Below are 19,331 nucleotides of genomic sequence, written 5' to 3'. Positions count from 1 at the left end.
AATGGACTATGAACGCCTGATCGACGAAGAAACCTGGGCGTTCATACGCCGCACGGCCGAAAGCTATCCGGATGATGCGGTCGATTTGTCCATCGAGGACCAGCGTCGGGTCTATGACACGATGTGCAAGCAGTTTCGCCAACCGCGCCCTGCCGGTGTCGAAACCCAGGACCTGTACGCCGATGGCGTGCCGGTCCGCCATTATACCGCCGGGCATCCGACCCGAACGGTTGTCTATTTTCATGGTGGTGGCTTTGTCGTTGGCGGGTTGGACAGCCACGATGATGTCTGTGCCGAGTTTTGTGCGCAGACGGGATACCGCGTCGTTTCAGTCGACTACAGGCTGTGTCCTGAACATGTGCATCCAGCGCAGTTCCAGGATTGCTGGACAGCTGTGAAATGGGCGGCGGTCGAGTATGGCGACCCGCTGGTTCTGGCCGGGGACAGCGCGGGAGGAAATTTGTCAGCAGCTATTGCCCACCATGCGCGCGGGCGGCTGGACAATATTCTGGGGCAAGTCCTGATCTACCCCGGCCTTGGCGGAGATCAATCGCGCGGCTCATATCTCGAGCACGCCCATGCTCCTTTACTGACACTGGACGATATCAAGTTCTATGAAACAGTCCGATACACAGACGCCCAGCCGCAAGGCGATCCGACTTATGCGCCGCTACAGGGCGATGATTTTTCGAAACTGCCGCCTACTGTTGTGATTACCGCTGACTGTGACCCGCTCCGCGATGACGGGAAGGTCTATTGCGAGCGGATCAGCGCGGCTGGTGGTCAGGCCCATTGGATCAACGAACCTGGCCTTGTTCATGGGTACCTGCGTGCGCGAACCTCGGTAAGGCGTGCGGCAGACAGTTTCGAACGGATCTCGGTCGCAATCGAAGCACTGGGGCAAGAGATCTGGCCCTACGACTGAAGCCAGCCAGTTACTTCAAAAACGGCTTAGCCTTCATCGAGTCGGCAAGAGGTGCACCCATGCGACTTAGAATAGTCGGGGCCAATTGGATCTGGTCGATTACGGTTTCCGTGTCAGGCCCTTCGGCATCGCCGAAGTAATACAGCGCAGTTTCCTGTTGCAGGGGGCTGCGCCCTCCGTGGTGTCCGCGCTCGTCTTGGCCGTGATCGGCGGTGACGATCACCTCATACCCCAATTGGCGCCAGCGTGGGATGAACGGGGCCAGCATCTCGTCTGCAACAAAACAGGCATGATCCATTTCCTCGCAGTCGTGATAGAAACGGTGACCCATGCTGTCCAATGTGCAGGTGTGCAGGATGCCATAGTCCAACCCAAAGCGCAGACACAGATTGGTCAGGGTCGCAAATAGATCGATGTCGGACGGGGTCATCTGATTGTCTTTGCCGTAGCCGGTCATGCTGTGAAAGCGACCGTGATTGATGGTCTGGCTCTCAGGCTCGTCATATTCGACGTCGCGGACATAGTCGAACGGGTGACGGTTGAAGAACTGCGACCAGAAACTGTGTGTGACAGCCCCGGTCACACCGCCGGCCTCACGTACCTGGCTAAAAATATCCTTATGGCTCAGGCGAAAAACGTTGCCGTTTCCGGTGCAGCCGTGTTCTTGCGGTGTTACGCCCGTATGGATCGATGCATAGCAACTGGCCGAAGTTGAAGGCAGCACTGCGCGGTGCTTCCACACCCGAGCTTCGCCGCTGTCGACCCAGCCTTCCAGGTTGCCAAACAGGCGGCGGAAATTCCGGTATGGTACTCCGTCCAGGATGATCAAAAGTAGTTTACGGTCCATGGTTCGGCCCCTTGATCTGGGTATTTCATGCGGACGATACGCGAGTTGAAACCATGCGCCTGCCAAATCGCGTCCCAAATATTAAATTCCCGACGTCAGCCAAGATGCAAAACGCCGGGAATCCATTTCTTCAAAGTGATGTTACAGGCGCAGAGATCAGTTCCCCGCGCTTTCCATTTTGCGATGGGCAACGACCTCCTCCAGCCAACCCAGATGCATTTCTGGCACTGAACTCAGCAGAAGGTCTGTATAGTCGTCGAATGGCGGGCTGAGCACCTGACTCTTTGGGCCATAACGGGCCACGCGTCCCTGATACATCACCGCAATGCTGTCGCTGATGGCCCGAACCGTCGCCAGATCGTGGGTGATAAACAGATAGGCCACATCCTCGATCTTCTGCAAATCCAGCAGCAGCTTGAGGATACCGTCCGCCACCAGCGGGTCGAGCGCCGATGTCACCTCGTCACAAATGATCATCTTGGGCTTGGCCGCCAAAGACCGCGCGATACACACGCGTTGCTTCTGGCCACCGGACAACTCGGCCGGATAACGGTCAATGAACTTCTCTCCCAACTCGATCTCGTCCAGCAGCTCGACGATCCGTTTGCGCTTTTCGGCACCGCGCATGTTGAAGTAGAACTCCAGCGGGCGCCCGATGATCGTGCCCACGGTCTGTCGCGGGTTCATTGCCACGTCAGCCATCTGATAGATCATCTGCAACTCGCGCAGGTCCTCGCGGGATCGTCCGGCAAGATCAGGCGAAAGTTTGCGCCCGGCAAACGTAATCACGCCATCGCGGGGCGGCAACAGGCCAGTGATCACCCGGGCAAGTGTCGACTTACCTGACCCGGATTCACCCACAACCGCCAGCGTCTGACCTGGATGAAGCTCGACATTGACGTTGTGCAGCACGTCGAAATTCAGCCCCTTGTAGCGCGCGGTGATACCGTCAACGCTTAGCAGCGGTTCCGCTGTGGGCTGTTTTTCCTCGTGCTCGATCGAACGAACCGAGACCAGAGCCTGCGTGTACTCTTCCCGCGGGTTGTTGATGATCTGATCGGTCGACCCGTATTCAACCGTATTTCCCATCCTCAGAACCATGATTTCGTCGCTGACCTGCGCCACGACCGCAAGGTCGTGCGTGATGTAGAGAGCAGCAACACCGGTATCGCGAATGGCTTCTTTGATCGCCATCAGCACGTCGATTTGCGTGGTCACATCCAGCGCCGTGGTGGGTTCATCGAACACCACCAGATCGGGTTCAGGGCACAGCGCCAGCGCCGTCATGCATCGCTGCAACTGTCCGCCTGAAACCTGGTGCGGGTAGCGGTCACCGATATTATCCGGGTCGGGTAGGCCTAGTTTGGCGAACAGTTCTCGCGCGCGGCCTTCGGCCTCTTTTCGCGAAAACTTCTTGTGCTCGACCGCAGCTTCGACAACCTGATCCATGATCTTCTTGGCCGGGTTGAACGACGCGGCAGCGGATTGCGACACATACGCTACCTCACCCCCGCGCAGATTGCGGATATCGCCATGGGATGATTTCAGGATATCGCGCCCATTTACCCAAACCTCGCCGCCGGTGATTTCAACACCACCCCGGCCATAGGCCATGGAAGCGAGGCCGATGGTGGATTTCCCGGCACCGGATTCTCCGATCAGCCCCAGCACTTTGCCGCGTTCGAGGTCAAAACTGACCCCGTGCACGATTTCGATATCATGGGGTTTCTCACCCGGTGGATAGACCGTTGCACCAATCTTGAGGTCACGGACCTTGAGAAGGGTATCACTCATCCCCGGCCTCCTTTCAGCGATGTGGTTCGGTTCAGGATCCAGTCAGCCACAAGGTTGACCGAGATCGCGAGCGTTGCGATGGCCACCGCGGGGTACAGGGCCGCGCCAATGCCATACACGATGCCGTCCTTGTTTTCCTTCACGATGCCGCCCCAGTCGGCCAGCGGTGGCTGAACGCCCAGCCCCAGAAACGAAAGGGTCGAGATGAAGAGAACCATAAAGATGAACCGCAGCCCAAACTCGGCCACTAGCGGTGACAGGGCGTTTGGCAGGATTTCGCGGAAGATGATCCAGGCACGGCCCTCGCCGCGCAATTTGGCCGCCTCGACATAATCCATCACGTTGATGTCGACAGCAACCGACCGCGACAGGCGATACGGGCGTGTCGCGTCCAGAAGCCCCATCACCAGGATCAGGATCGGGACCGTCACCGGGACGATGGCCAGAATGACCAGCGCCAGGATCAGCGTCGGGATCGACATGACCAGATCGACTGCCCGGCTGAGAACCTGATCGGCCCAACCGCCCAGAACCGCAGCCAGCAAACCCAGCGATGTGCCGGTTACAAAGCTAAGGATCGTAGCCGCAGCAGCAATGAAGATGGTGGTGCGCCCGCCATAGATCATGCGTGTCAGTAGATCCCGACCGATATTGTCGGTGCCCAACAGGTGTTCGGCGCTTGATGGCTCCCACACATCGCCAACCACTTCGGCCATACCGTATGGTGCAATCAAAGGTGCGGCTAAGGCGACAAAGAAATAGAGACCTGTGAAAAACAGACCGATCATCGCCGAAATTGGAATATTCTTCATCATTTCGGATGCCTCAGTCTTGGGTTGGCCAGGATCGATACGATATCGGCCACCATGTTCAGCCCGATATAGACGGCGGCAAAGACCACACCGCACGCCAGCACGACCGGCACGTCACGCTTGGTCACCGAGTCCACCAGGTATTGTCCCATGCCGGGATAAACGAACACCACTTCGACTACGACAACACCCACAACCAGATAGGCCAGGTTCAGCATCACCACGTTTACAATGGGTGAGATCGCGTTCGGAAAGGCATGTCGCGCAATGACCTGAAAGTTCGACAACCCCTTCAGTTCCGCCGTTTCGATATAGGCCGACTGCATCAGGTTGAGGATCGCTGCGCGGGTCATGCGCATCATCTGCGCCAGAACCACCAGTGTTAGCACGAATGCGGGCAACGCGATCGCATTGAGTTTTTGCCCGAATGACATCGAGTCATTGATCATCGCAAGCGAGGAAAACCAGCCCAGCTTTACCGAGACATAGTAGATCACCACGTAACCGATCAGAAATTCGGGGATCGAAACCGTCGTCAATGTGATGGCAGAGATCAGCTTGTCTGGCCAGCGGTTGCGGTAGCGGACCGCCAGCAGGCCCAGAAAGATGGCAAGCGGAACCGAAACCACGGCTGCGGCACATGCCAGAAACAATGTGTTGCCCAACCGTTTGCCAATGCTTTCAGCAATGTCGAGCTTGTTGGTCAGGGACTGACCCAGATCACCCTGAACGATACCGCCCAGCCATTCGAAATAGCGGGTCAGGGCAGGCCGGTTCAGGCCCATTTCTTCGCGAAGGTTTGCAAGGGCCTCTGGGGTTGCGGACTGCCCCAGGACGGCTTGCGCTGCGTCTCCGGGAAGGGCTTCGGTCAGGCCAAAAATCAGAGCCGAAGCGCCAAACAGCAATAGGAGTCCCAGCGCGAGGCGCTGGGAAACCAGTTTGATGATAGGATGCATGATCCGTGGCCTGTTTTACGCGAACCACATCTTACGCGACACGTTGCCGTTCATCATCTCTTGTGTCGGATCGCTTTCCCAACCTTCCAGCTGGTTGCTGATACCTTCGACGAAGTCGTTGAACATCGGGCAAATCAAGCCGCCTTCGTCGCGGACCATACGGCCCATCTGGCTATAGATGCCTTTGCGTTTCTCGACATCCAGTTCTGCACGTGCCGCGAACAGCAAGTCGTCAAAGGCCTGAACTTTGAACCGTGTATCGTTCCAGTCCGCAGTCGACAGGTATGCGGTCGAGTACATTTGATCCTGCACCGGGCGGCCACCCCAATAAGAAGCGCAGAAGGGTTGCACGTTCCAGACTTCGGACCAGTAGCCATCATTGGGTTCGCGCTTGATTTCCAGCGGGATACCGGCCTGCGCGGCCGTCTGCTGGAACAGGGCAGCGGCATCAACGGCTCCTGGAAACGCGCCATCTGCGACACGAAGGATGATCGGCGAACCATCATGGCCGGACTTTTTGTAGTGCTCGGCTGCTTTTTCGATGCTGAACTCACGCTGTTCAATGGTTGAGTCGAACAGTGGATAGGCCGCGTTGATTGGCATATCGTTCCCGATCGAGCCATAGCCGCGCAGAACCTTGTCTACGAGTTCTGTGCGGTTGATGGCGTATTTCAACGCAGTGCGTAGTTCGTTGTTGTCAAACGGCGCGGTATCACAATGCATGATAAAGACATAGTGACCGCGGCCAGCGGTTGAATGAACCGTTAGATTTGGCGCACGACCAAGCAGATCGGCGACTTTCGGCTCGACCCGGTTGATCGCGTGAACTTGTCCGGATTGCAGCGCCGCGGTTCGCGCGGTTGCGTCATTGATGACGACGACTTCGACACTGTCGAAGTTGCCGAAATCAGAATTCCAGTGGTTCTCGTTCTTTGTAAACAAGTGACGCACGCCGGGTTCGTCAACTTCCAGTTTGTACGGTCCAGTTCCGATACCCGCTCCAGGATTATCCATACCGCCATCAGGCTGAATGATCAGGTGGTAGTCGGCCATAAGATAAGGCAGGTCGGCGTTTGCCTCGGTCAGGGTGACCTGGAAGTTGTCACCGTCAGCTTTCATTGACTCGATGCCCTTCATGATGCCTAGGGCACCGGACTTGGAGTCTTCGTTCGAGTGGCGCTGCATGGTTTTCAGCACGTCTTCGCTGGTCATGGTCTTGCCGTTGTGGAATTCGACACCCTGACGCAGCTTGAAAGTCCAAACTTTGGCATCAGCACTGCCTTCAACACTTTCCGCCAGACGAGGCTCGATCGAGCCGTCCGGTGCAACTTCGACAAGCTGGTCACCAAATTGTTTGCCGTTCTGGAAGGGAACAGAGCTTGCGTAGGTCGCCGGGTCCAGAGAGTTAGTGGATTCACCACCCTGAAGACCAAATTTCAAATCACCGCCCTTTTTCGGGCCAGCAGCCCGAGCGGCGTCTGCGAACATTGTGCTGGCCATCGCAGCCGAAACACCCAAAGCCGCGGCTTTCCCCATGAATTCGCGGCGGGTCATTTTTCCGGCTGTGACCTGACCGGCCATATGCGTGATTTGTTCGTTCATCGAGTATTCTCCCTATCGAGTGGTTTTAACCCTTTTCGGGTTTTTGTTGACGCATGAGTCAACGTTGGCTTATTTCAGCGGGCCGGGCAAGGGTATTTCTCCTCAATGCCGAAGGCCGAAGCGCAAGTAACCTTGTTCGGTGCGAGGCCCTTTCCACAAGAATACTATGATACAATCGTGTTTCAGACCAGTTTCCGAGCCTTTACGGTCCGGGGCGGCATGAAATACGCCAAATCATCCACGTATTGCGACAACCAAGTCCATGACATTGGTGCCAGTTGGCCCGGTTGTCAGCAAGGCTTGGGCTTTTTCAAGAAACGAGCCGCTGTCAGCTTTTTTTAGGGCGGCTATACCGCTTTCGTTCCATGTTGCACCGGTAATGATTCCCCCTGCCGCATTGGTCGGTCCGTCTGTGCCGTCCGTGCCGCCGACAACAACTGTCAGGTTGGATTGCCCGGAGATTTCCCGCGCCAGTGCAAGTGCCAATGCCTGGTTTCGTCCACCGCGCCCAGGGTGATCCGGCAAGACCACAGTCGGTTCCCCACCGAAGACCATCACGCCCTTTTCCATACCGCGCAGCAGTTGGCCAAGATGTGCGGCAACCTTCAGATAGTCATCATGCAGCGCCTCTTCATTGGCCCAAACCTTTAGCCCAGCTGCTTCGGCGGCTTGTACAACCGCATTGCGGGCATGGGCGTTCGAGGCCACGATCCGCGTGGTGGCCTCAAATGTGTGGCTGGGAGGCAAAGCGCCGATACCCGATCCAATGACATTGAGGTCGTCGCCCGGTACGTCCGAGATGGCCAGAACAGTCGCGCGCGCGCCCGCAAAGTGCGACAGCAACCCCCCGCCTTTGATGCGGGACAGTTTGCGCCGCTCAGCATTCATCGCGCCGATATCCATCCCTTCTGACAGCAACCTGCGGTTCAATGCTTCGAGATCGCTCAGTGATTTTCCGGGCAAAAGGTCCTCGGCCAACGAAGACGCGCCACCCGAAACCAAAAGCAGCACATGTGATCCGGGTTCCATCTGTTCCAGCACCTTACGCAGAGCGTGCCCACCAGCAAGGCTGCGGTTGTCCGGAACCGGGTGCGAGGCTTCGATCACCTCGACAGTGTCCGGCAAGTCCCGACCGTGATCGTCCTTGGTCACGACAAGCGTGGGAATTGCGCCGAACCGCGCCAAGGCTGCTCGTGCCATGGCGGCGGCGGGCTTGCCTACGGCCAGAATACGATCCGGTTTCGGGATGTCGGGCAGGGCGGCTTCGGTGGCGGCATATCCGTCAACAGCCTCAACTCCGGCGTGCCAAAGTTGAACGGCTTGCTTTTTAGTATCCATCAAGTTTCCACCCAGATTGTGACCGGCCCGTCGTTGACGAGTTCAACGGCCATGTCGGCCCCAAATTGTCCAGTTTCCACCGCTACACCCTGCGCGGCAAGGTGGTTTGCGAAGGTGCTATACAGATGCTCACCCAGCTCGGGCGGTGCCGCCGTTGAAAACCCCGGCCTGTTTCCGCTTGTTGTATCTGCCGCCAGTGTGAACTGGCTGATCACCAAAGCCGACCCTTTTACATCCAGAAGAGAGCGGTTCATCTTGCCCGCGTCGTCTTTGAATATCCTGAGTCTGGCGGTTTTCCGCGCAAGGTTTTCAGCCTGGGCTTCATCGTCCCCCTGCATGGCACAGACTAGAATCAAAAGCCCCGGACCGGATGCGCCAATGACGTTGCCATCGACCGATACTTTGGCTTGCGAAACTCTTTGAAGCAGAGCGCGCACGTGGTTCCCCCCTTGGCGATTATCTTGCCTGAGCGAAGGTTTAGCCGCGCCAGTCGACAAAGTCACCCAGCGCGGCACGATCTGTGCGAAAGTTATTTGCGGGATGCTTTCTGTCTGAATACCCAAAGGAAATTGCGCACAGGATCAGGCGGTTTTCCGGGATTTGAAAATATCTGTGCAGAAACGGGCCATACGCGGCTAATGCGGCCTGAGGAATGGTTGCCACACCCAGCGTCTGCGCTGCCAACGAGAAAGCCGTAACAAACCCCCCGCAATCCATTGCGCCATATGGTCCAAGTTCCGCCGGGCTTGAGATGATGGCGCAATGCGGTGCATCGAACAGAGCGAAATTGCGCATCATTTGTTGGGCCGATCCTGCCCGGTCCCCGCGTTCCACACCGACGGCTTCATAGAGCGCCCAACCGCACGCGCGGCGGCGGTCTTGATAGACGCCGGAGTATGACGCGGGAAACGGAAGATCGGGGGCCGGTACGCCTGTTTCAGCTTCGTTTTGCATCGCAGCACGGAACCTGTCGGTCTCTGCGCCGCTTGTGATTACCAATTGCCACGGCTGCGCGTTACACCAGCTTGGGACCCGGGCCGCGCTGGCCACGATTTGCTCGATCTGCTCTTTTGGCACAGGGTCGGGCAGGAAGGCCCGGCAGGAATGGCGATTTTTCAGAAGGTTATTCAGTTCTGCAAATGACACAGGCGCCTCGTTTCTACGTCTCGACACTTAGGATGATCATGCCACGCCAGATGTACAAGAGACCGCTATTGCTGCCCGTTGGCTGCCAGATACCCGACAACCCCGGCGACGAGCAGGCCCAGAATAACGGCAATCGTGATCTTGATGGCTGACCAGGGGCGTTCCCCCTGAACCCGCCCGGTTCGGCCGTTTACCACAAATCGATAGGTCTGCCCGCGATATTTGTATGCCGCCAGCCAGATCGGTAGCAGAATATGCTTGAACGTGACGTCTCGTACTTCGGTGTCTAGCGTGTGGATACGCTGCTTGTCGCCCCCAATATCGAAACGAACATCCCGTTCGATCACGCGCGCCATATGCGCGCGGGCCTCGCTGTAGCCCTCTTTCAATTCGACCGTATACGCTTCGGCGCGAAACCCGGCGAGGTATTCTGGCTGGTAAGGCTCCAGCGCAGGCAGATCCCAAGGCTGCAGCGCGTCGGTGTAAGCCTTGGGCAGCGACTGCGAGGCCAGCACCAGGACGTCGTCAAAAAACCGCGCAACACGACCCGATTTGGGCGACCAGCGCACCTTTGGCACCTGCTGCTGAACCCGTTTACCGTCCCGCATCACTGTGTGGGTTTCATAATAGATCACGCCGCGCTCACCACGGTAGGCGGACTTGGTGTCGGCATCAAAGGTCCAGTACGGAACATAGATGCCCTGCATCTTGCGGCCCTTGCGGGCATAGTCCTTCAACCCGTTTGGCGCGAACCATAACCGACCCAGCCAATCACTCATCGCCTTATGCGCCTCGCGCTCGTCGAAAGCAAATGGCAGAACACCCTTTGGCTTAATATGCCGGTTCACGCCGGTGTCGGTTACCACCGGCGTGGCACAGAACGGGCATTCCGCAGCGTGCGTGTTGGGGTCGAATTCAACCTGCGCTGCACAGTTCGGGCAGGAAAGTACGCGGGTCTGTTCCAGCTCGCTGTCAGGCAGACGGTCCGCAATGGCCGCGTCAAAATCCAGTTCGCGCAGGCTGGCACCTTGCCAAGGGCCCGATCCGATTGGTTCCGAATGACCACAATGATCACATGTCAGCGTACCATTGCTAGGGCTGAATCGATAATCCGCACCGCATTGCTGGCAGGGAAAGCGGTGCTCTGCAAGGTCAGGGGCGTGTGTCATACGTTACCCAATAGTGTCAGGTCAGATGGAGGAGTATCGCGTTTCGGTCAGGCCCCCGGCGGCGGTGGCGGCAGAATGGTGAACAGTTGCGCCAGTTCCTGCACGTCACCGGCCTTTTTCCAGCCGTCCTGGCCCGCGGTCCAGACATAAGTGTCGCGCGTCAGATCGCCCTCGCTGGCCATTCGGCCCATCCTGGCTTTGGAGTATGGGCCGCTGGTCTGCCCATCCACGGCGATATGCCAAACATGCTCGACCGGCGGCGGCGGCGGGGCCGTATGAGCTGCCGGACGTGGGGCAGCGGGGGCGGGCGATCCCCACGGGCCGCTCGGCTGGCCCGCTGCCATGTTTGACATCTGCTGTGCCATCGCCATGCCCATTCCCATGCCAAGACCTGCGCCCATGCCACCGCCTTGGCTGGGGTTGCTGGCCGCAGCCGTCATTGCCTCTGCTGCGGAATACTGTGTGAACTTGCCCAGATCTCCGGCCAATCCCATCGAGGTCCGCTTGTCCAATGCGGCCTCGACCGCCGGCGGAAGCGAAATATTCTCGATGTAGAATTCCGGCATCTCCAGCCCATAACCATCCAGCACCGGGGAAACTTCAGCCGCGATCAGTTTGCCCAGATCAGCCGTGTTCGCCGCCATGTCCAATACAGGAATACCCGACCCCGAAATAACGCGGCTGAACTCCTGCACGATGATGTTGCGGACCTGAAAGCTGATCTCGTTCATGGTGAATTCGCCGTCGGTTCCGACGATTTCCACAAGGAACCTGGCCGGGTCTTTGACCCGAACGGTATAGGTGCCATAGGCGCGAATGCGGGTCGGCCCGAACTCGGGGTCGCGCAGCATGATCGGGTTCTTGGTCCCCCATTTCAGGTCGTTGAACCGGGTCGTATTGACGAAGTAGATCTCGGACTTGAACGGCGACTGAAAGCCATGATCCCAGTGCTGCAACGTGGTCAGGATCGGCATGTTGTTGGTCTCAAGCATATAGAGACCTGGAGTGAACACATCTGCCAATTGCCCTTCGTGCACAAATACGGCCGCCTGACCTTCGCGCACGGTCAGCTTGGCGCCGTATTTGATTTCATGGCCTTCACGCTCGAACCGCCAGACCATGGTGTCGCGAGTGTCGTCAACCCAATGGATGACGTCAATGAATTCTCCGGTCAGAAAATCGAATATTCCCATTTGGGTTCTCCTGTCCTTGGTGTCAGAGCGGCTGCCCCATCAATTCCCGGGCAATGACATGCACGATGGGGCGGGCCTGATCGACTGTCACGCCGGGCTCAAGCCGCTTGTCATATAGCATTGTCAGCAGTTTTTCGTCATGGCTCGTCAGCAGGGCAAACTCGTCATCATCATTGAAGATCGATGGGCGCGCTGCCGGGCTGTCGTTCGACAATCCCAGCCCCTGTGCGATTTCTTCGTGGATACAGCTGCGGCGGACCAGATCGGTCAGCTCGGCCCGGATCAACGCAACGGCGCGCACATATTTGTACGGAGACGCCGTTGTCGCCGAGGCAAAAACAAAACAATCGAAATTCGATCTCGGATTTGCGACCAGATCAAGCGAAGCCTGACTGATATTCGGGATCAGCTGTTTCAGTCGGGACACCACATAGGTGCTGTCGTCCTTGCCCGCGAAGAAGACGTGGAAGTTAGCGTTTCGGGAGACCACGGAAATCGGATGATCCGTCAGCCTCCCCAGGCGCGTGGCAAAGGATTGAACCCGTTCCGCATCCTGTTCCCGAACAGCGGGCAGCACGGAAGGCCCAAACTCGGTCTGGATGCGCACCGGCCCCGACCACCGGCTGAGTTGCCCGTCTGTCTGGCGGGAACCGATGGAAACATTTTGGGTCGGATATTCGCTGTAGAACGCAATCGCTTCGAAATTTCGCGCCAGATCCTGGGCGTCATAAGGCGTATCGGGGCCGCCCCCGTCTGTCCGCAATAACCCCCGGACCAGAAGGTCGCGTTCGACACGCTGGTAAAACCGCGCCAGATCCTGACTTGCGGCAGATGGCGGTACATAGGCATTCGCCGCAACAGAAACAGGCGCCGCGCGCGCTTGTGGTGCAATCGAGGATGTCAGTGTTTCATCGCAATTGGCCAAAGCCAAAAACGCCGCCATCCCCAACCCCAGTTTCAGATATGTAATATCCCGCACGCCCAGTTCAGCCTCAGCCGGGGACAGCGGTTCCAGCGTTGTCGCCGGTCCCGTCTCGTCGCGCCTTGGCGGATGCCAGAGTGTCGCGCAGTTCCGCTTCCATCTTCTGCAACTCGGCCTCGGCGGCAGCACGTTTGGCTTTTCCTTCATCCGCAATGGCAAGGCTTTCGTTGATGGTGCCGATCAGGTCTGCGTTGGCCTTTTTGACAGCTTCGATATCGAACACGCCGCGTTCCATTTCCTCGCGGATCATCTTGTTCGATTGACGCAGATTGGCAGCATTCGAAGTCAAGAGTTCGTTGGTCAAGTCGTTGGCGTCGCGCACCGCGGCGGCAGCTTCGGCGCTGCGCTGAATGGTGACGGCCTGTGCCAGTTGCGTTTCCCACAGCGGCACGGTGTTCACCAGCGTCGAGTTGATCTTTGTGACCAGAGACTTGTCGTTCTCCTGCACCAGCCGGATCGACGGCAGCGACTGCATCGTGACCTGACGGGTCAGTTTCAGATCGTGCACGCGGCGCTCCAGATCGTCACGCGCGGCGCGCATGTCACGCAGTTCCTGCGCTTTCATCACTTGTTCTTCTTCTGGCGCGGTCTGAACGGCAGCTTCCCTTTCGGGGATGTCGTGGCTGTCCAACTCGGTCAGCTTTTCTTCACCCGCCGCGATGTACAGCGCCAGTTCATCGTAGAAACCCAGAGTTTTTTCATAAAGCAGGTCCAGCGATTTGATGTCCTTGAGCAGTGTATGCTCATGCCCCAGAAGATCGTCGGTTATGCGGTCGATCTGCCCCTGAACTTCTTCGAACTGAGCGGTAAATTTCGCAAATGGCGCGGCCCTGCCCAGCAGCCTTTCCCACCAGCTGCGCTCGCGGCGCACATCCAGTTCACTGACTGAAAAACCGCGGATGGTGGTCACGATATTGCGTAGGCTGTCGCCTGCCGGGCCAACATCCTTGTTGCGCACATCCGCAAGCATGGCTTGACTGATTTCCTGCAATTCGGCCTGAGCGGAAGACCCGAAAGCAACAATCGAATTGGTGTTGCTCATGTCGATCTCGTCCATGCGCTTACGAATCTCGGCACTCACAGGTTCGTCGGCTTCTTCAAGCGAGATTACCTCGGCCTTTGGTTCGGGCAGGGCAACTGCGGTGACTTCCTGCACCAGTGTTTCGGCCTGAGCCGCCTTGTTCTTGATCTCATCGGACATGGGGATGTTCCTCGCTCAAATAATGGCCGGTCAGTCCAACCGGACGCCTTCGCGCTGCAGCCTTTCGCGCAGCACGTCGATTTCGACCGTCAAATCACTGCGGTCATCCAATAGCATTTTGCGCGTACGCGCGGCGAAATTCTGTTCCAGATCATCCAGTAGCGCGATGTAGTCTGTCATCGCCTGCGCATCGCGGGTCCGGGCATAGACATCCGCGAACTTGACAGTCGCATCACGCGCGCCCTGAAGATAAACCGTCATGTATTTCCGCGCGCCCGCCAGATCGCGGGGGTCTTCCTCGACCGTTCGGAAAAGGTCACGTGCGGTGTCCTGGAACCGTTCCAAACGGGCTTCGATCCGGCGATCACCCGCGCGTTTGATGGCGTCAGTCATCTCGGAAAGACGGTTTTCCGCATCCTCAACGACCCTGGCAACGCGATCTTGCTGAAAGGTGTCAATTCCTTCCATGCCCTTGTCCTTCATCGGATCAAACCCGAAGGAGGCCGAATGCAGAACGGTTGCTGCCACGCCGAACAAGACAGGGGCAAGCAGGCTGACTTGTGATGCCGCTTCAGCATTCAGAAACTCGGTCCGGTAGGACGCAAGACCGGCGCCCAGCCCTGTCAAAAGGCTGGCAAAGATTTTACGCGGAAACGCAGGCCGGCGTGCGGTTTTACGGGCGTTAAACGCGGCTTCGGCCCGCAGACCTTCGCGCAGCAAGAACGCAGCTGCCGTCAGCAGGCCCGCTGCAATCAGACCTATGGTCATGCCAATCGCGCCGTCGTTCAGCGACAGAAATACCACTGGGATGGCCGGTATGAACAGGACATTGGCACGCGCGCCCGCAGGTTCGACCCGCGCGCCATCGAATTGCCCACGGGGCTGAAGAGTGTCGCCGGACGTATCATCCTGAGGGCTGTATTTACCGCCAAATCGCTTAGCCATGCGTTACAAGCCCCCAAGCACGCCTGTGCACACGCCAAACAAGAGCACCAGCAATACGGCGTAGGCGAATTTTTGCACTCCGCTTCCGGACATCACGCTCCCCAATTTGCAGCAATCACAGAAAATTTAGGGGATACGCAGGCTTGGCGCTAGGGGGAAGGTTGCCGAACCTGCATCACTTGCGGGGATTCTTGCCGGTGGGCGGACGTTTTCTTTGTGGTCGCGTCGGGCGTTTGGGGGCCACTTCGGGTTTGGTATCCGAATCCAGCCCAAGTTGATCGCGCATAACGCGGCGGCGGATTTCTTCGACTTCGCCCGGCTTCAGATTGCCCAATTGGAACGGGCCGTAAGAAACCCGCAACAAGCGGTTCACATTAAAACCGATATCTTCCATCGCGCGACGGATTTCTCGGTTCTTTCCTTCGCGCAGACCGATGGTCAGCCAGGCATTTGCGCCCTGCTGGCGATCCAATGTGACGGTCATTGGCTGGAACCGCTCTCCCTCAATCACCAGCCCTTTGCGCAGCGGTTCGAAATCTTCGTCTTTCGGGCGGCCGTTCACCCGCACACGGTATTTGCGCAACCAGCCGGTCGCGGGCAGTTCAAGCTTACGCTTGATAGCACCATCATTAGTCAGCAGCAGCAGACCTTCGGAATTCAGGTCAAGCCGACCAACGCTCATCACCCGCGGCATGTCTTCGGGCAGCTTGTCGAAAATCGTATCGCGCCCTTTTTCGTCGCGGGTTGTCGTAACCAGCCCAGCAGGCTTGTGATACAGCCACAAACGCGAGGGTTCCGGTTCCGAGACCGGTTTGCCGTCGACAATGATCTTGTCTTTCGCCGTCACGTTCAGGGCGGGGCTGTCGATGGTCTTGCCATTCACGGCCACGCGGCCAGCTTCGATCATGCGCTCGGCCTCGCGCCGCGACGCGACGCCAGCACGGGCCAGGACTTTGGCGATCCGGTCGCCAGGAGGAGGGGTCTTGTTCATGTCTGGGCCATACCCTATCCCGCGCGCTTGCGAAAGGCAGGTTTCTGATGCAGTCAGGGGCATGGTGTTCAAATCGCATATGGAACAGGCGCTGTGTGAGGCGCGCGCAGCAGCGGATCGCGGCGAAGTGCCCGTTGGTGCGGTCATAGTCGGGCCGGACGGCTCTGTTGTGGCGGTGGCAGGAAACCGGACTCGTGAGTTGAACGATCCTACGGCGCATGCAGAAATCCTGGCTTTGCGCGCGGCCTGTGCGCAGACAGGTTCAGAACGTTTGCCGGATCATGACCTTTATGTAACGCTGGAGCCTTGCGCTATGTGTGCCGCGGCCTTAGCGGCCGTGCGCATCCGGCGCATTTACTACGGGGCCGCCGACCCCAAATCGGGGGGCGTGGCACATGGGGCCCGCGTGTTTTCACACCCTCAGGCACACCATGCGCCCGAAGTCTATGACGGTATCGCCGGGGAAGACGCCGCAGAACTTTTGAAAGACTTCTTTGCGTCGCGCCGGAAGGGTGAGCCGGGCTGAAGCACGGACTACAGTTTGATTGGGTGCATCACCTCAGGCTCGATCACGTCCACACCGGGTAACCCGTCAACCAGCGCCTGAGCGGATTGCTCAAGAATCGGGAAGGTCTTGTAGTGGCACGGAATTACAGTCTTGAAGTTAAAATATCTATCAGCAGCGTAAGCGGTAGCTTTCATATCCATGGTGAAATGCCCGCCCGCTGACAGGATGCCGATATCGGGTTTGTAGTAATCCCCCATCCAGTCCATGTCGGCCATGATGTCGGTATCACCCGAAACATAAAGCATGCGCCCCTCGGCACTGATCATGAAGCCGACCTCGCTGCCGCCCGTGCGCAGGCCATCCGGTGTCGAAAAGGTCGAGCTATGAGAGGCCGGGACCATTGTTACCTTGACCCCGTCAAGGTTGACCGTGCCGCCCTTGTTGAAACCAATGGTCTCGATGCCTTCGGCTTCGGCCCAGTACCCCATCAGGTCATATTGTCCCACAACCGGAATTTTCAGGTGTTTGGCCAACGGCAGAACGTCGACGACATGGTCAAAATGCGTATGGGTCAGAAGGATGTGGGTGGCGCCATCAACGGCGGCGTTATGCTGTTCCTCGGGCAAGGCCGGGTTGCCGGTCAACCAGGGGTCGATTAGCAGCACCTGTCCCTGGGTTTCGATACGGAAACTTCCATGGCCCAACCAGATAATGTTCATAATTATTTCCTCCCGATCATTCTGTTGGCGGCAGCCTAACATCGGTTAAGTAAATTTCCATGGATTGGTTTCGTGAAATAGACGGGTACTGCGAGCGGTTGTCTCCAGCCTACTGGGCAGAGCCCGTTAACGCGGTTACAAACGCTGTATTTCTGATTTGCGCATGGGTCATGTGGCGGCGCTTGCGCAATCAGGACATGCCACTGGCCAAGGTACTGGTGGCGCTTTTGGCGATTATCGGGGTTGGCAGTTACCTGTTTCACACGCATGCGCAGGTATGGGCGGCTTTGTTGGATGTTGTGCCCATACTGTTGTTCATATTAGTCTATATTTTTGCGGTGAACAAAGACATCTGGAAGATGCCTTCGTGGTTGGCGTTCGGGGGTATGCTTCTTTTTCTTCCCTATGCGACGGCTGCTGTCCCACTGTTCCAAATGGTTCCGGGGCTTGGAGGGTCGGCGGTTTATGCACCTGTCCCTTTGCTGATCCTGATCTATGCTGTTCTTTTGAGCGGTCGTGATCCGATTCTGGCCAAAGGGCTGAAAATCGGGGCGTTGATCCTGATCCTGTCGATAACCTTCCGTGACCTCGATATGCGTCTCTGTGGTCAATGGCCCGTGGGGACACACTTCATGTGGCATATCCTGAATGCCATCATGTTGGGCTGGATGATCGAAGTATATTGTGCGGCTCTCATCAGGGGTCATGTCACCCAAACTCATGGGTCATGAGCATACGGCACGGAGGCCTGTCGAGACCATCCTTCAGACTTGGGCTGGCTGTCAGTGAAGCTGCGCAGAGCTTTCTCAGTCCTTGAAGGCTGCGGCCAGATGATCGGGCAGGTTGAATTCGCTCAAGACCCGTGCGCGGCCCTCAGGCGACATCTTGCGAGCAGTCTTTTCAACGATGCTCTGGATTTTTTCGACTGAGTGTTTCGCCGCAAAGGGCTGGAAGTACCATCTCAGAAACACAAAGCAGATCACATCTTCAAGCGCCTGCACCTCTGCATCGCGTTTGATGCCTTGCTTGCGCAGCATTCGGCCCGCAGCTTCGGCCTGCTCGGCGTCATAGCCTTCTTGAGTCATCAAACTCATCACCACGTCCGCGTGATGCACACCCTGCGCCTTTCGCCAGGCCAGATAACCCACCCGGCCTTCCGGGAATTCACTGCGGGCAAGTTTCCACCGCTCCACATGTTGACCACGCGCCGCAATCTGCAAGGCGTCGGACGCACCCGGAAAAAGGCGGTCAAGCTCTGCACTCATACGTTCGCCGTAAAGCTGCGCTTCGGGGCGGCCATCATCGCGATTGGGGTCATTTGCGTTGGCTGCATCGATGGCATCCAGGACCGCTTGTTTTTGCGTGTTCATCAGCTGCTCCACTTGCTTGTCGGAACCGCAAGCGACCTATGCAGTTCCCTTTTGGTATTTGCAGCAATGCTAACGACTCGCTTAGGGCTGTGCACCCTCGAATATGCGCTACGGCCGGGTCAGAGAGGGGAAATCCAACCCGGCCGGGACCTGCGCGTCACTTTGCAGGTTTAACCTTGTCCTGTGTGACCGGTTCCGTCACGGGCGACGGGAAGGTCAACGTGCGTGTCAGGTTGCTTGTGTCGATACCCAATGCCATGGCCGGTGCGGCCAAAAAGGTGGCGGACAAGACTGCGGCAATCATCAGGGGTTTCATGTTTTTCTCCGGTTTGCGTTGTGTCGCAAAACTAGAAATGAACAATATAGTTCAGTTTTCAAGAGCAATATTGAACTAATAAGTTCACTTTTTTGCATACCACTCATTCAGTTTTGAATGGCGGGGGTCATGCGGCGAAACTTAAACTCGGTACGGCCCATGGCGCAGCGGTCTTGCGACTGCCGCGACAGACAGGTAAACGCCCCATAACGTAGATGAGGGAAGCCGATGTCGATTGACCAAAGCACCGCCGCCAAAGTGGCCAAACTGGCCCGGATCAAGGTCGAGGATGACGCGCTGCCGGCGCTGGCATCCGAGTTCAATACCATCCTTGGGTTCATCGAACAGCTGAACGAAGTGGACGTCGACGGTGTCGAGCCGATGGTCTCGGTCACGCCGATGCGGCTGAAACGCCGTAAGGACGAGGTGACCGACGGCAACCAGCAGGACAAGGTTCTGGCCAACGCGCCTGACGCCCGCGAAGGGTTCTTCGCTGTTCCCAAAGTGGTGGAGTAAG

General features: G+C 57.6%; 21 protein-coding genes. 4 read left to right on the top strand and 17 right to left on the bottom strand.

Annotation, left to right across the window (positions count from 1 at the left end):
• The first annotated feature begins 1 nt into the window (after position 1).
• Positions 2-925 carry an alpha/beta hydrolase gene (locus tag I9182_RS08485; RefSeq protein WP_209504645.1) on the top strand — a complete coding sequence of 308 codons (924 nt, stop codon included), beginning with the start codon at positions 2-4 and terminating at the stop codon, positions 923-925.
• A gap of 10 nt (positions 926-935) precedes the next feature.
• On the opposite strand, the gene I9182_RS08480 is transcribed toward I9182_RS08485, so the two are convergent.
• The 14 genes from I9182_RS08480 to I9182_RS08415 all read right to left on the bottom strand — a co-directional run bounded on the left by I9182_RS08480 (position 936) and on the right by I9182_RS08415 (position 15,901).
• The gene (locus I9182_RS08480; RefSeq protein ID WP_209504644.1) at positions 936-1,772 is read right to left on the bottom strand and encodes an alkaline phosphatase family protein; all 837 of its coding nucleotides are present in this window, start codon (positions 1,770-1,772) and stop codon (positions 936-938) included.
• A gap of 156 nt (positions 1,773-1,928) precedes the next feature.
• Entirely contained in the window at positions 1,929-3,566 is a 1,638-nt protein-coding gene (locus tag I9182_RS08475) for an ABC transporter ATP-binding protein (RefSeq protein ID WP_209597925.1), read from the bottom strand.
• Entirely contained in the window at positions 3,563-4,378 is an 816-nt protein-coding gene (locus tag I9182_RS08470; RefSeq protein ID WP_209504928.1) for an ABC transporter permease, read from the bottom strand. Before I9182_RS08470 ends, I9182_RS08475 begins: the two co-directional genes overlap by 4 nt.
• The gene (locus I9182_RS08465; RefSeq protein ID WP_209504642.1) at positions 4,378-5,334 is read right to left on the bottom strand and encodes an ABC transporter permease; all 957 of its coding nucleotides are present in this window, start codon (positions 5,332-5,334) and stop codon (positions 4,378-4,380) included. The genes I9182_RS08470 and I9182_RS08465 overlap by 1 nt, the downstream gene beginning before the upstream one ends.
• A 15-nt stretch (positions 5,335-5,349) precedes the next feature.
• Positions 5,350-6,936 (bottom strand): ABC transporter substrate-binding protein, encoded by a 1,587-nt coding sequence (locus I9182_RS08460; protein ID WP_209504641.1) that lies wholly within the window; start codon positions 6,934-6,936, stop codon positions 5,350-5,352.
• A 234-nt stretch (positions 6,937-7,170) separates the two neighbouring features.
• Positions 7,171-8,274, bottom strand: coding sequence for a DUF4147 domain-containing protein (locus tag I9182_RS08455; RefSeq protein ID WP_209597923.1), 1,104 nt, complete (start codon positions 8,272-8,274; stop codon positions 7,171-7,173).
• Positions 8,274-8,711 carry a D-aminoacyl-tRNA deacylase gene (dtd, locus tag I9182_RS08450; RefSeq protein ID WP_209504639.1) on the bottom strand — a complete coding sequence of 146 codons (438 nt, stop codon included), beginning with the start codon at positions 8,709-8,711 and terminating at the stop codon, positions 8,274-8,276. Before dtd ends, I9182_RS08455 begins: the two co-directional genes overlap by 1 nt.
• A 40-nt stretch (positions 8,712-8,751) precedes the next feature.
• The gene (locus I9182_RS08445; protein WP_209597921.1) at positions 8,752-9,420 is read right to left on the bottom strand and encodes a nitroreductase; all 669 of its coding nucleotides are present in this window, start codon (positions 9,418-9,420) and stop codon (positions 8,752-8,754) included.
• A gap of 65 nt (positions 9,421-9,485) precedes the next feature.
• On the bottom strand, positions 9,486-10,589 hold the full coding sequence (locus I9182_RS08440) for a TFIIB-type zinc finger domain-containing protein (RefSeq protein ID WP_209597919.1): 1,104 nt from the start codon (positions 10,587-10,589) through the stop codon (positions 9,486-9,488).
• A gap of 47 nt (positions 10,590-10,636) precedes the next feature.
• On the bottom strand, positions 10,637-11,782 hold the full coding sequence (locus I9182_RS08435; protein ID WP_209597917.1) for an SPFH domain-containing protein: 1,146 nt from the start codon (positions 11,780-11,782) through the stop codon (positions 10,637-10,639).
• Positions 11,783-11,804: 22 nt separating this feature from the next.
• Positions 11,805-12,725, bottom strand: coding sequence for a DUF2927 domain-containing protein (locus I9182_RS08430; protein ID WP_209598092.1), 921 nt, complete (start codon positions 12,723-12,725; stop codon positions 11,805-11,807).
• Positions 12,726-12,774: 49 nt separating this feature from the next.
• Positions 12,775-13,965: a toxic anion resistance protein gene (locus I9182_RS08425; protein ID WP_209597915.1), complete on the bottom strand. Its 1,191-nt coding sequence runs from the start codon at positions 13,963-13,965 to the stop codon at positions 12,775-12,777.
• A 30-nt stretch (positions 13,966-13,995) separates the two neighbouring features.
• Complete coding sequence (locus tag I9182_RS08420; protein WP_209597913.1) at positions 13,996-14,910, bottom strand: 5-bromo-4-chloroindolyl phosphate hydrolysis family protein; 915 nt, start codon at positions 14,908-14,910, stop codon at positions 13,996-13,998.
• Between the two features lie 175 nt (positions 14,911-15,085).
• The gene (locus I9182_RS08415; protein ID WP_245222550.1) at positions 15,086-15,901 is read right to left on the bottom strand and encodes a pseudouridine synthase; all 816 of its coding nucleotides are present in this window, start codon (positions 15,899-15,901) and stop codon (positions 15,086-15,088) included.
• A gap of 61 nt (positions 15,902-15,962) precedes the next feature.
• On the opposite strand from I9182_RS08415, the gene I9182_RS08410 reads away from it, so the two are divergent.
• On the top strand, positions 15,963-16,427 hold the full coding sequence (locus tag I9182_RS08410; protein ID WP_209504632.1) for a nucleoside deaminase: 465 nt from the start codon (positions 15,963-15,965) through the stop codon (positions 16,425-16,427).
• Between the two features lie 8 nt (positions 16,428-16,435).
• Here I9182_RS08410 and I9182_RS08405 read toward each other — a convergent pair whose 3' ends face one another.
• The gene (locus I9182_RS08405; protein ID WP_209504631.1) at positions 16,436-17,128 is read right to left on the bottom strand and encodes a metal-dependent hydrolase; all 693 of its coding nucleotides are present in this window, start codon (positions 17,126-17,128) and stop codon (positions 16,436-16,438) included.
• A 59-nt stretch (positions 17,129-17,187) separates the two neighbouring features.
• Between I9182_RS08405 and I9182_RS08400 the strand changes: the two genes are divergently transcribed.
• Complete coding sequence (locus I9182_RS08400) at positions 17,188-17,859, top strand: ceramidase domain-containing protein (RefSeq protein ID WP_209597909.1); 672 nt, start codon at positions 17,188-17,190, stop codon at positions 17,857-17,859.
• 75 nt (positions 17,860-17,934) lie between these two features.
• Here the strand turns inward: I9182_RS08400 and I9182_RS08395 are convergent, their stop codons facing one another.
• Positions 17,935-18,498, bottom strand: a complete 564-nt coding sequence (locus I9182_RS08395) for a DUF4202 domain-containing protein (protein WP_209597907.1) — start codon at positions 18,496-18,498, stop codon at positions 17,935-17,937.
• Between the two features lie 157 nt (positions 18,499-18,655).
• Positions 18,656-18,814 carry a hypothetical protein gene (locus I9182_RS08390; RefSeq protein ID WP_209504628.1) on the bottom strand — a complete coding sequence of 53 codons (159 nt, stop codon included), beginning with the start codon at positions 18,812-18,814 and terminating at the stop codon, positions 18,656-18,658.
• 228 nt (positions 18,815-19,042) lie between these two features.
• Between I9182_RS08390 and gatC the strand changes: the two genes are divergently transcribed.
• Positions 19,043-19,330: an Asp-tRNA(Asn)/Glu-tRNA(Gln) amidotransferase subunit GatC gene (gatC, locus tag I9182_RS08385; RefSeq protein WP_209504627.1), complete on the top strand. Its 288-nt coding sequence runs from the start codon at positions 19,043-19,045 to the stop codon at positions 19,328-19,330.
• Position 19,331 lies beyond the last annotated feature (1 nt).

It is taken from the genome of Ruegeria sp. HKCCSP351 (assembly GCF_017872535.1).
Lineage (GTDB): Bacteria > Pseudomonadota > Alphaproteobacteria > Rhodobacterales > Rhodobacteraceae > Ruegeria.
The sequence above is the reverse complement of the archived record's forward strand: the minus strand, read 5'-3'. Positions and strand labels throughout refer to the sequence as shown.

What these genes read in the sequence shown, in the direction of transcription:
- I9182_RS08485 (WP_209504645.1), top strand. Translation starts at nt 2, where the DNA reads ATGGACTATGAACGCCTGATCGACGAAGAAACCTGGGCGTTCATACGC.
- I9182_RS08480 (WP_209504644.1), bottom strand. Translation starts at nt 1,772, where the DNA reads ATGGACCGTAAACTACTTTTGATCATCCTGGACGGAGTACCATACCGG.
- I9182_RS08475 (WP_209597925.1), bottom strand. Translation starts at nt 3,566, where the DNA reads ATGAGTGATACCCTTCTCAAGGTCCGTGACCTCAAGATTGGTGCAACG.
- I9182_RS08470 (WP_209504928.1), bottom strand. Translation starts at nt 4,378, where the DNA reads ATGAAGAATATTCCAATTTCGGCGATGATCGGTCTGTTTTTCACAGGT.
- I9182_RS08465 (WP_209504642.1), bottom strand. Translation starts at nt 5,334, where the DNA reads ATGCATCCTATCATCAAACTGGTTTCCCAGCGCCTCGCGCTGGGACTC.
- I9182_RS08460 (WP_209504641.1), bottom strand. Translation starts at nt 6,936, where the DNA reads ATGAACGAACAAATCACGCATATGGCCGGTCAGGTCACAGCCGGAAAA.
- I9182_RS08455 (WP_209597923.1), bottom strand. Translation starts at nt 8,274, where the DNA reads ATGGATACTAAAAAGCAAGCCGTTCAACTTTGGCACGCCGGAGTTGAG.
- I9182_RS08440 (WP_209597919.1), bottom strand. Translation starts at nt 10,589, where the DNA reads ATGACACACGCCCCTGACCTTGCAGAGCACCGCTTTCCCTGCCAGCAA.
- I9182_RS08435 (WP_209597917.1), bottom strand. Translation starts at nt 11,782, where the DNA reads ATGGGAATATTCGATTTTCTGACCGGAGAATTCATTGACGTCATCCAT.
- I9182_RS08430 (WP_209598092.1), bottom strand. Translation starts at nt 12,725, where the DNA reads ATGGCGGCGTTTTTGGCTTTGGCCAATTGCGATGAAACACTGACATCC.
- I9182_RS08425 (WP_209597915.1), bottom strand. Translation starts at nt 13,965, where the DNA reads ATGTCCGATGAGATCAAGAACAAGGCGGCTCAGGCCGAAACACTGGTG.
- I9182_RS08420 (WP_209597913.1), bottom strand. Translation starts at nt 14,910, where the DNA reads ATGGCTAAGCGATTTGGCGGTAAATACAGCCCTCAGGATGATACGTCC.
- I9182_RS08415 (WP_245222550.1), bottom strand. Translation starts at nt 15,901, where the DNA reads ATGAACAAGACCCCTCCTCCTGGCGACCGGATCGCCAAAGTCCTGGCC.
- I9182_RS08410 (WP_209504632.1), top strand. Translation starts at nt 15,963, where the DNA reads ATGGTGTTCAAATCGCATATGGAACAGGCGCTGTGTGAGGCGCGCGCA.
- I9182_RS08405 (WP_209504631.1), bottom strand. Translation starts at nt 17,128, where the DNA reads ATGAACATTATCTGGTTGGGCCATGGAAGTTTCCGTATCGAAACCCAG.
- I9182_RS08400 (WP_209597909.1), top strand. Translation starts at nt 17,188, where the DNA reads ATGGATTGGTTTCGTGAAATAGACGGGTACTGCGAGCGGTTGTCTCCA.
- I9182_RS08395 (WP_209597907.1), bottom strand. Translation starts at nt 18,498, where the DNA reads ATGAACACGCAAAAACAAGCGGTCCTGGATGCCATCGATGCAGCCAAC.
- I9182_RS08390 (WP_209504628.1), bottom strand. Translation starts at nt 18,814, where the DNA reads ATGAAACCCCTGATGATTGCCGCAGTCTTGTCCGCCACCTTTTTGGCC.
- gatC (WP_209504627.1), top strand. Translation starts at nt 19,043, where the DNA reads ATGTCGATTGACCAAAGCACCGCCGCCAAAGTGGCCAAACTGGCCCGG.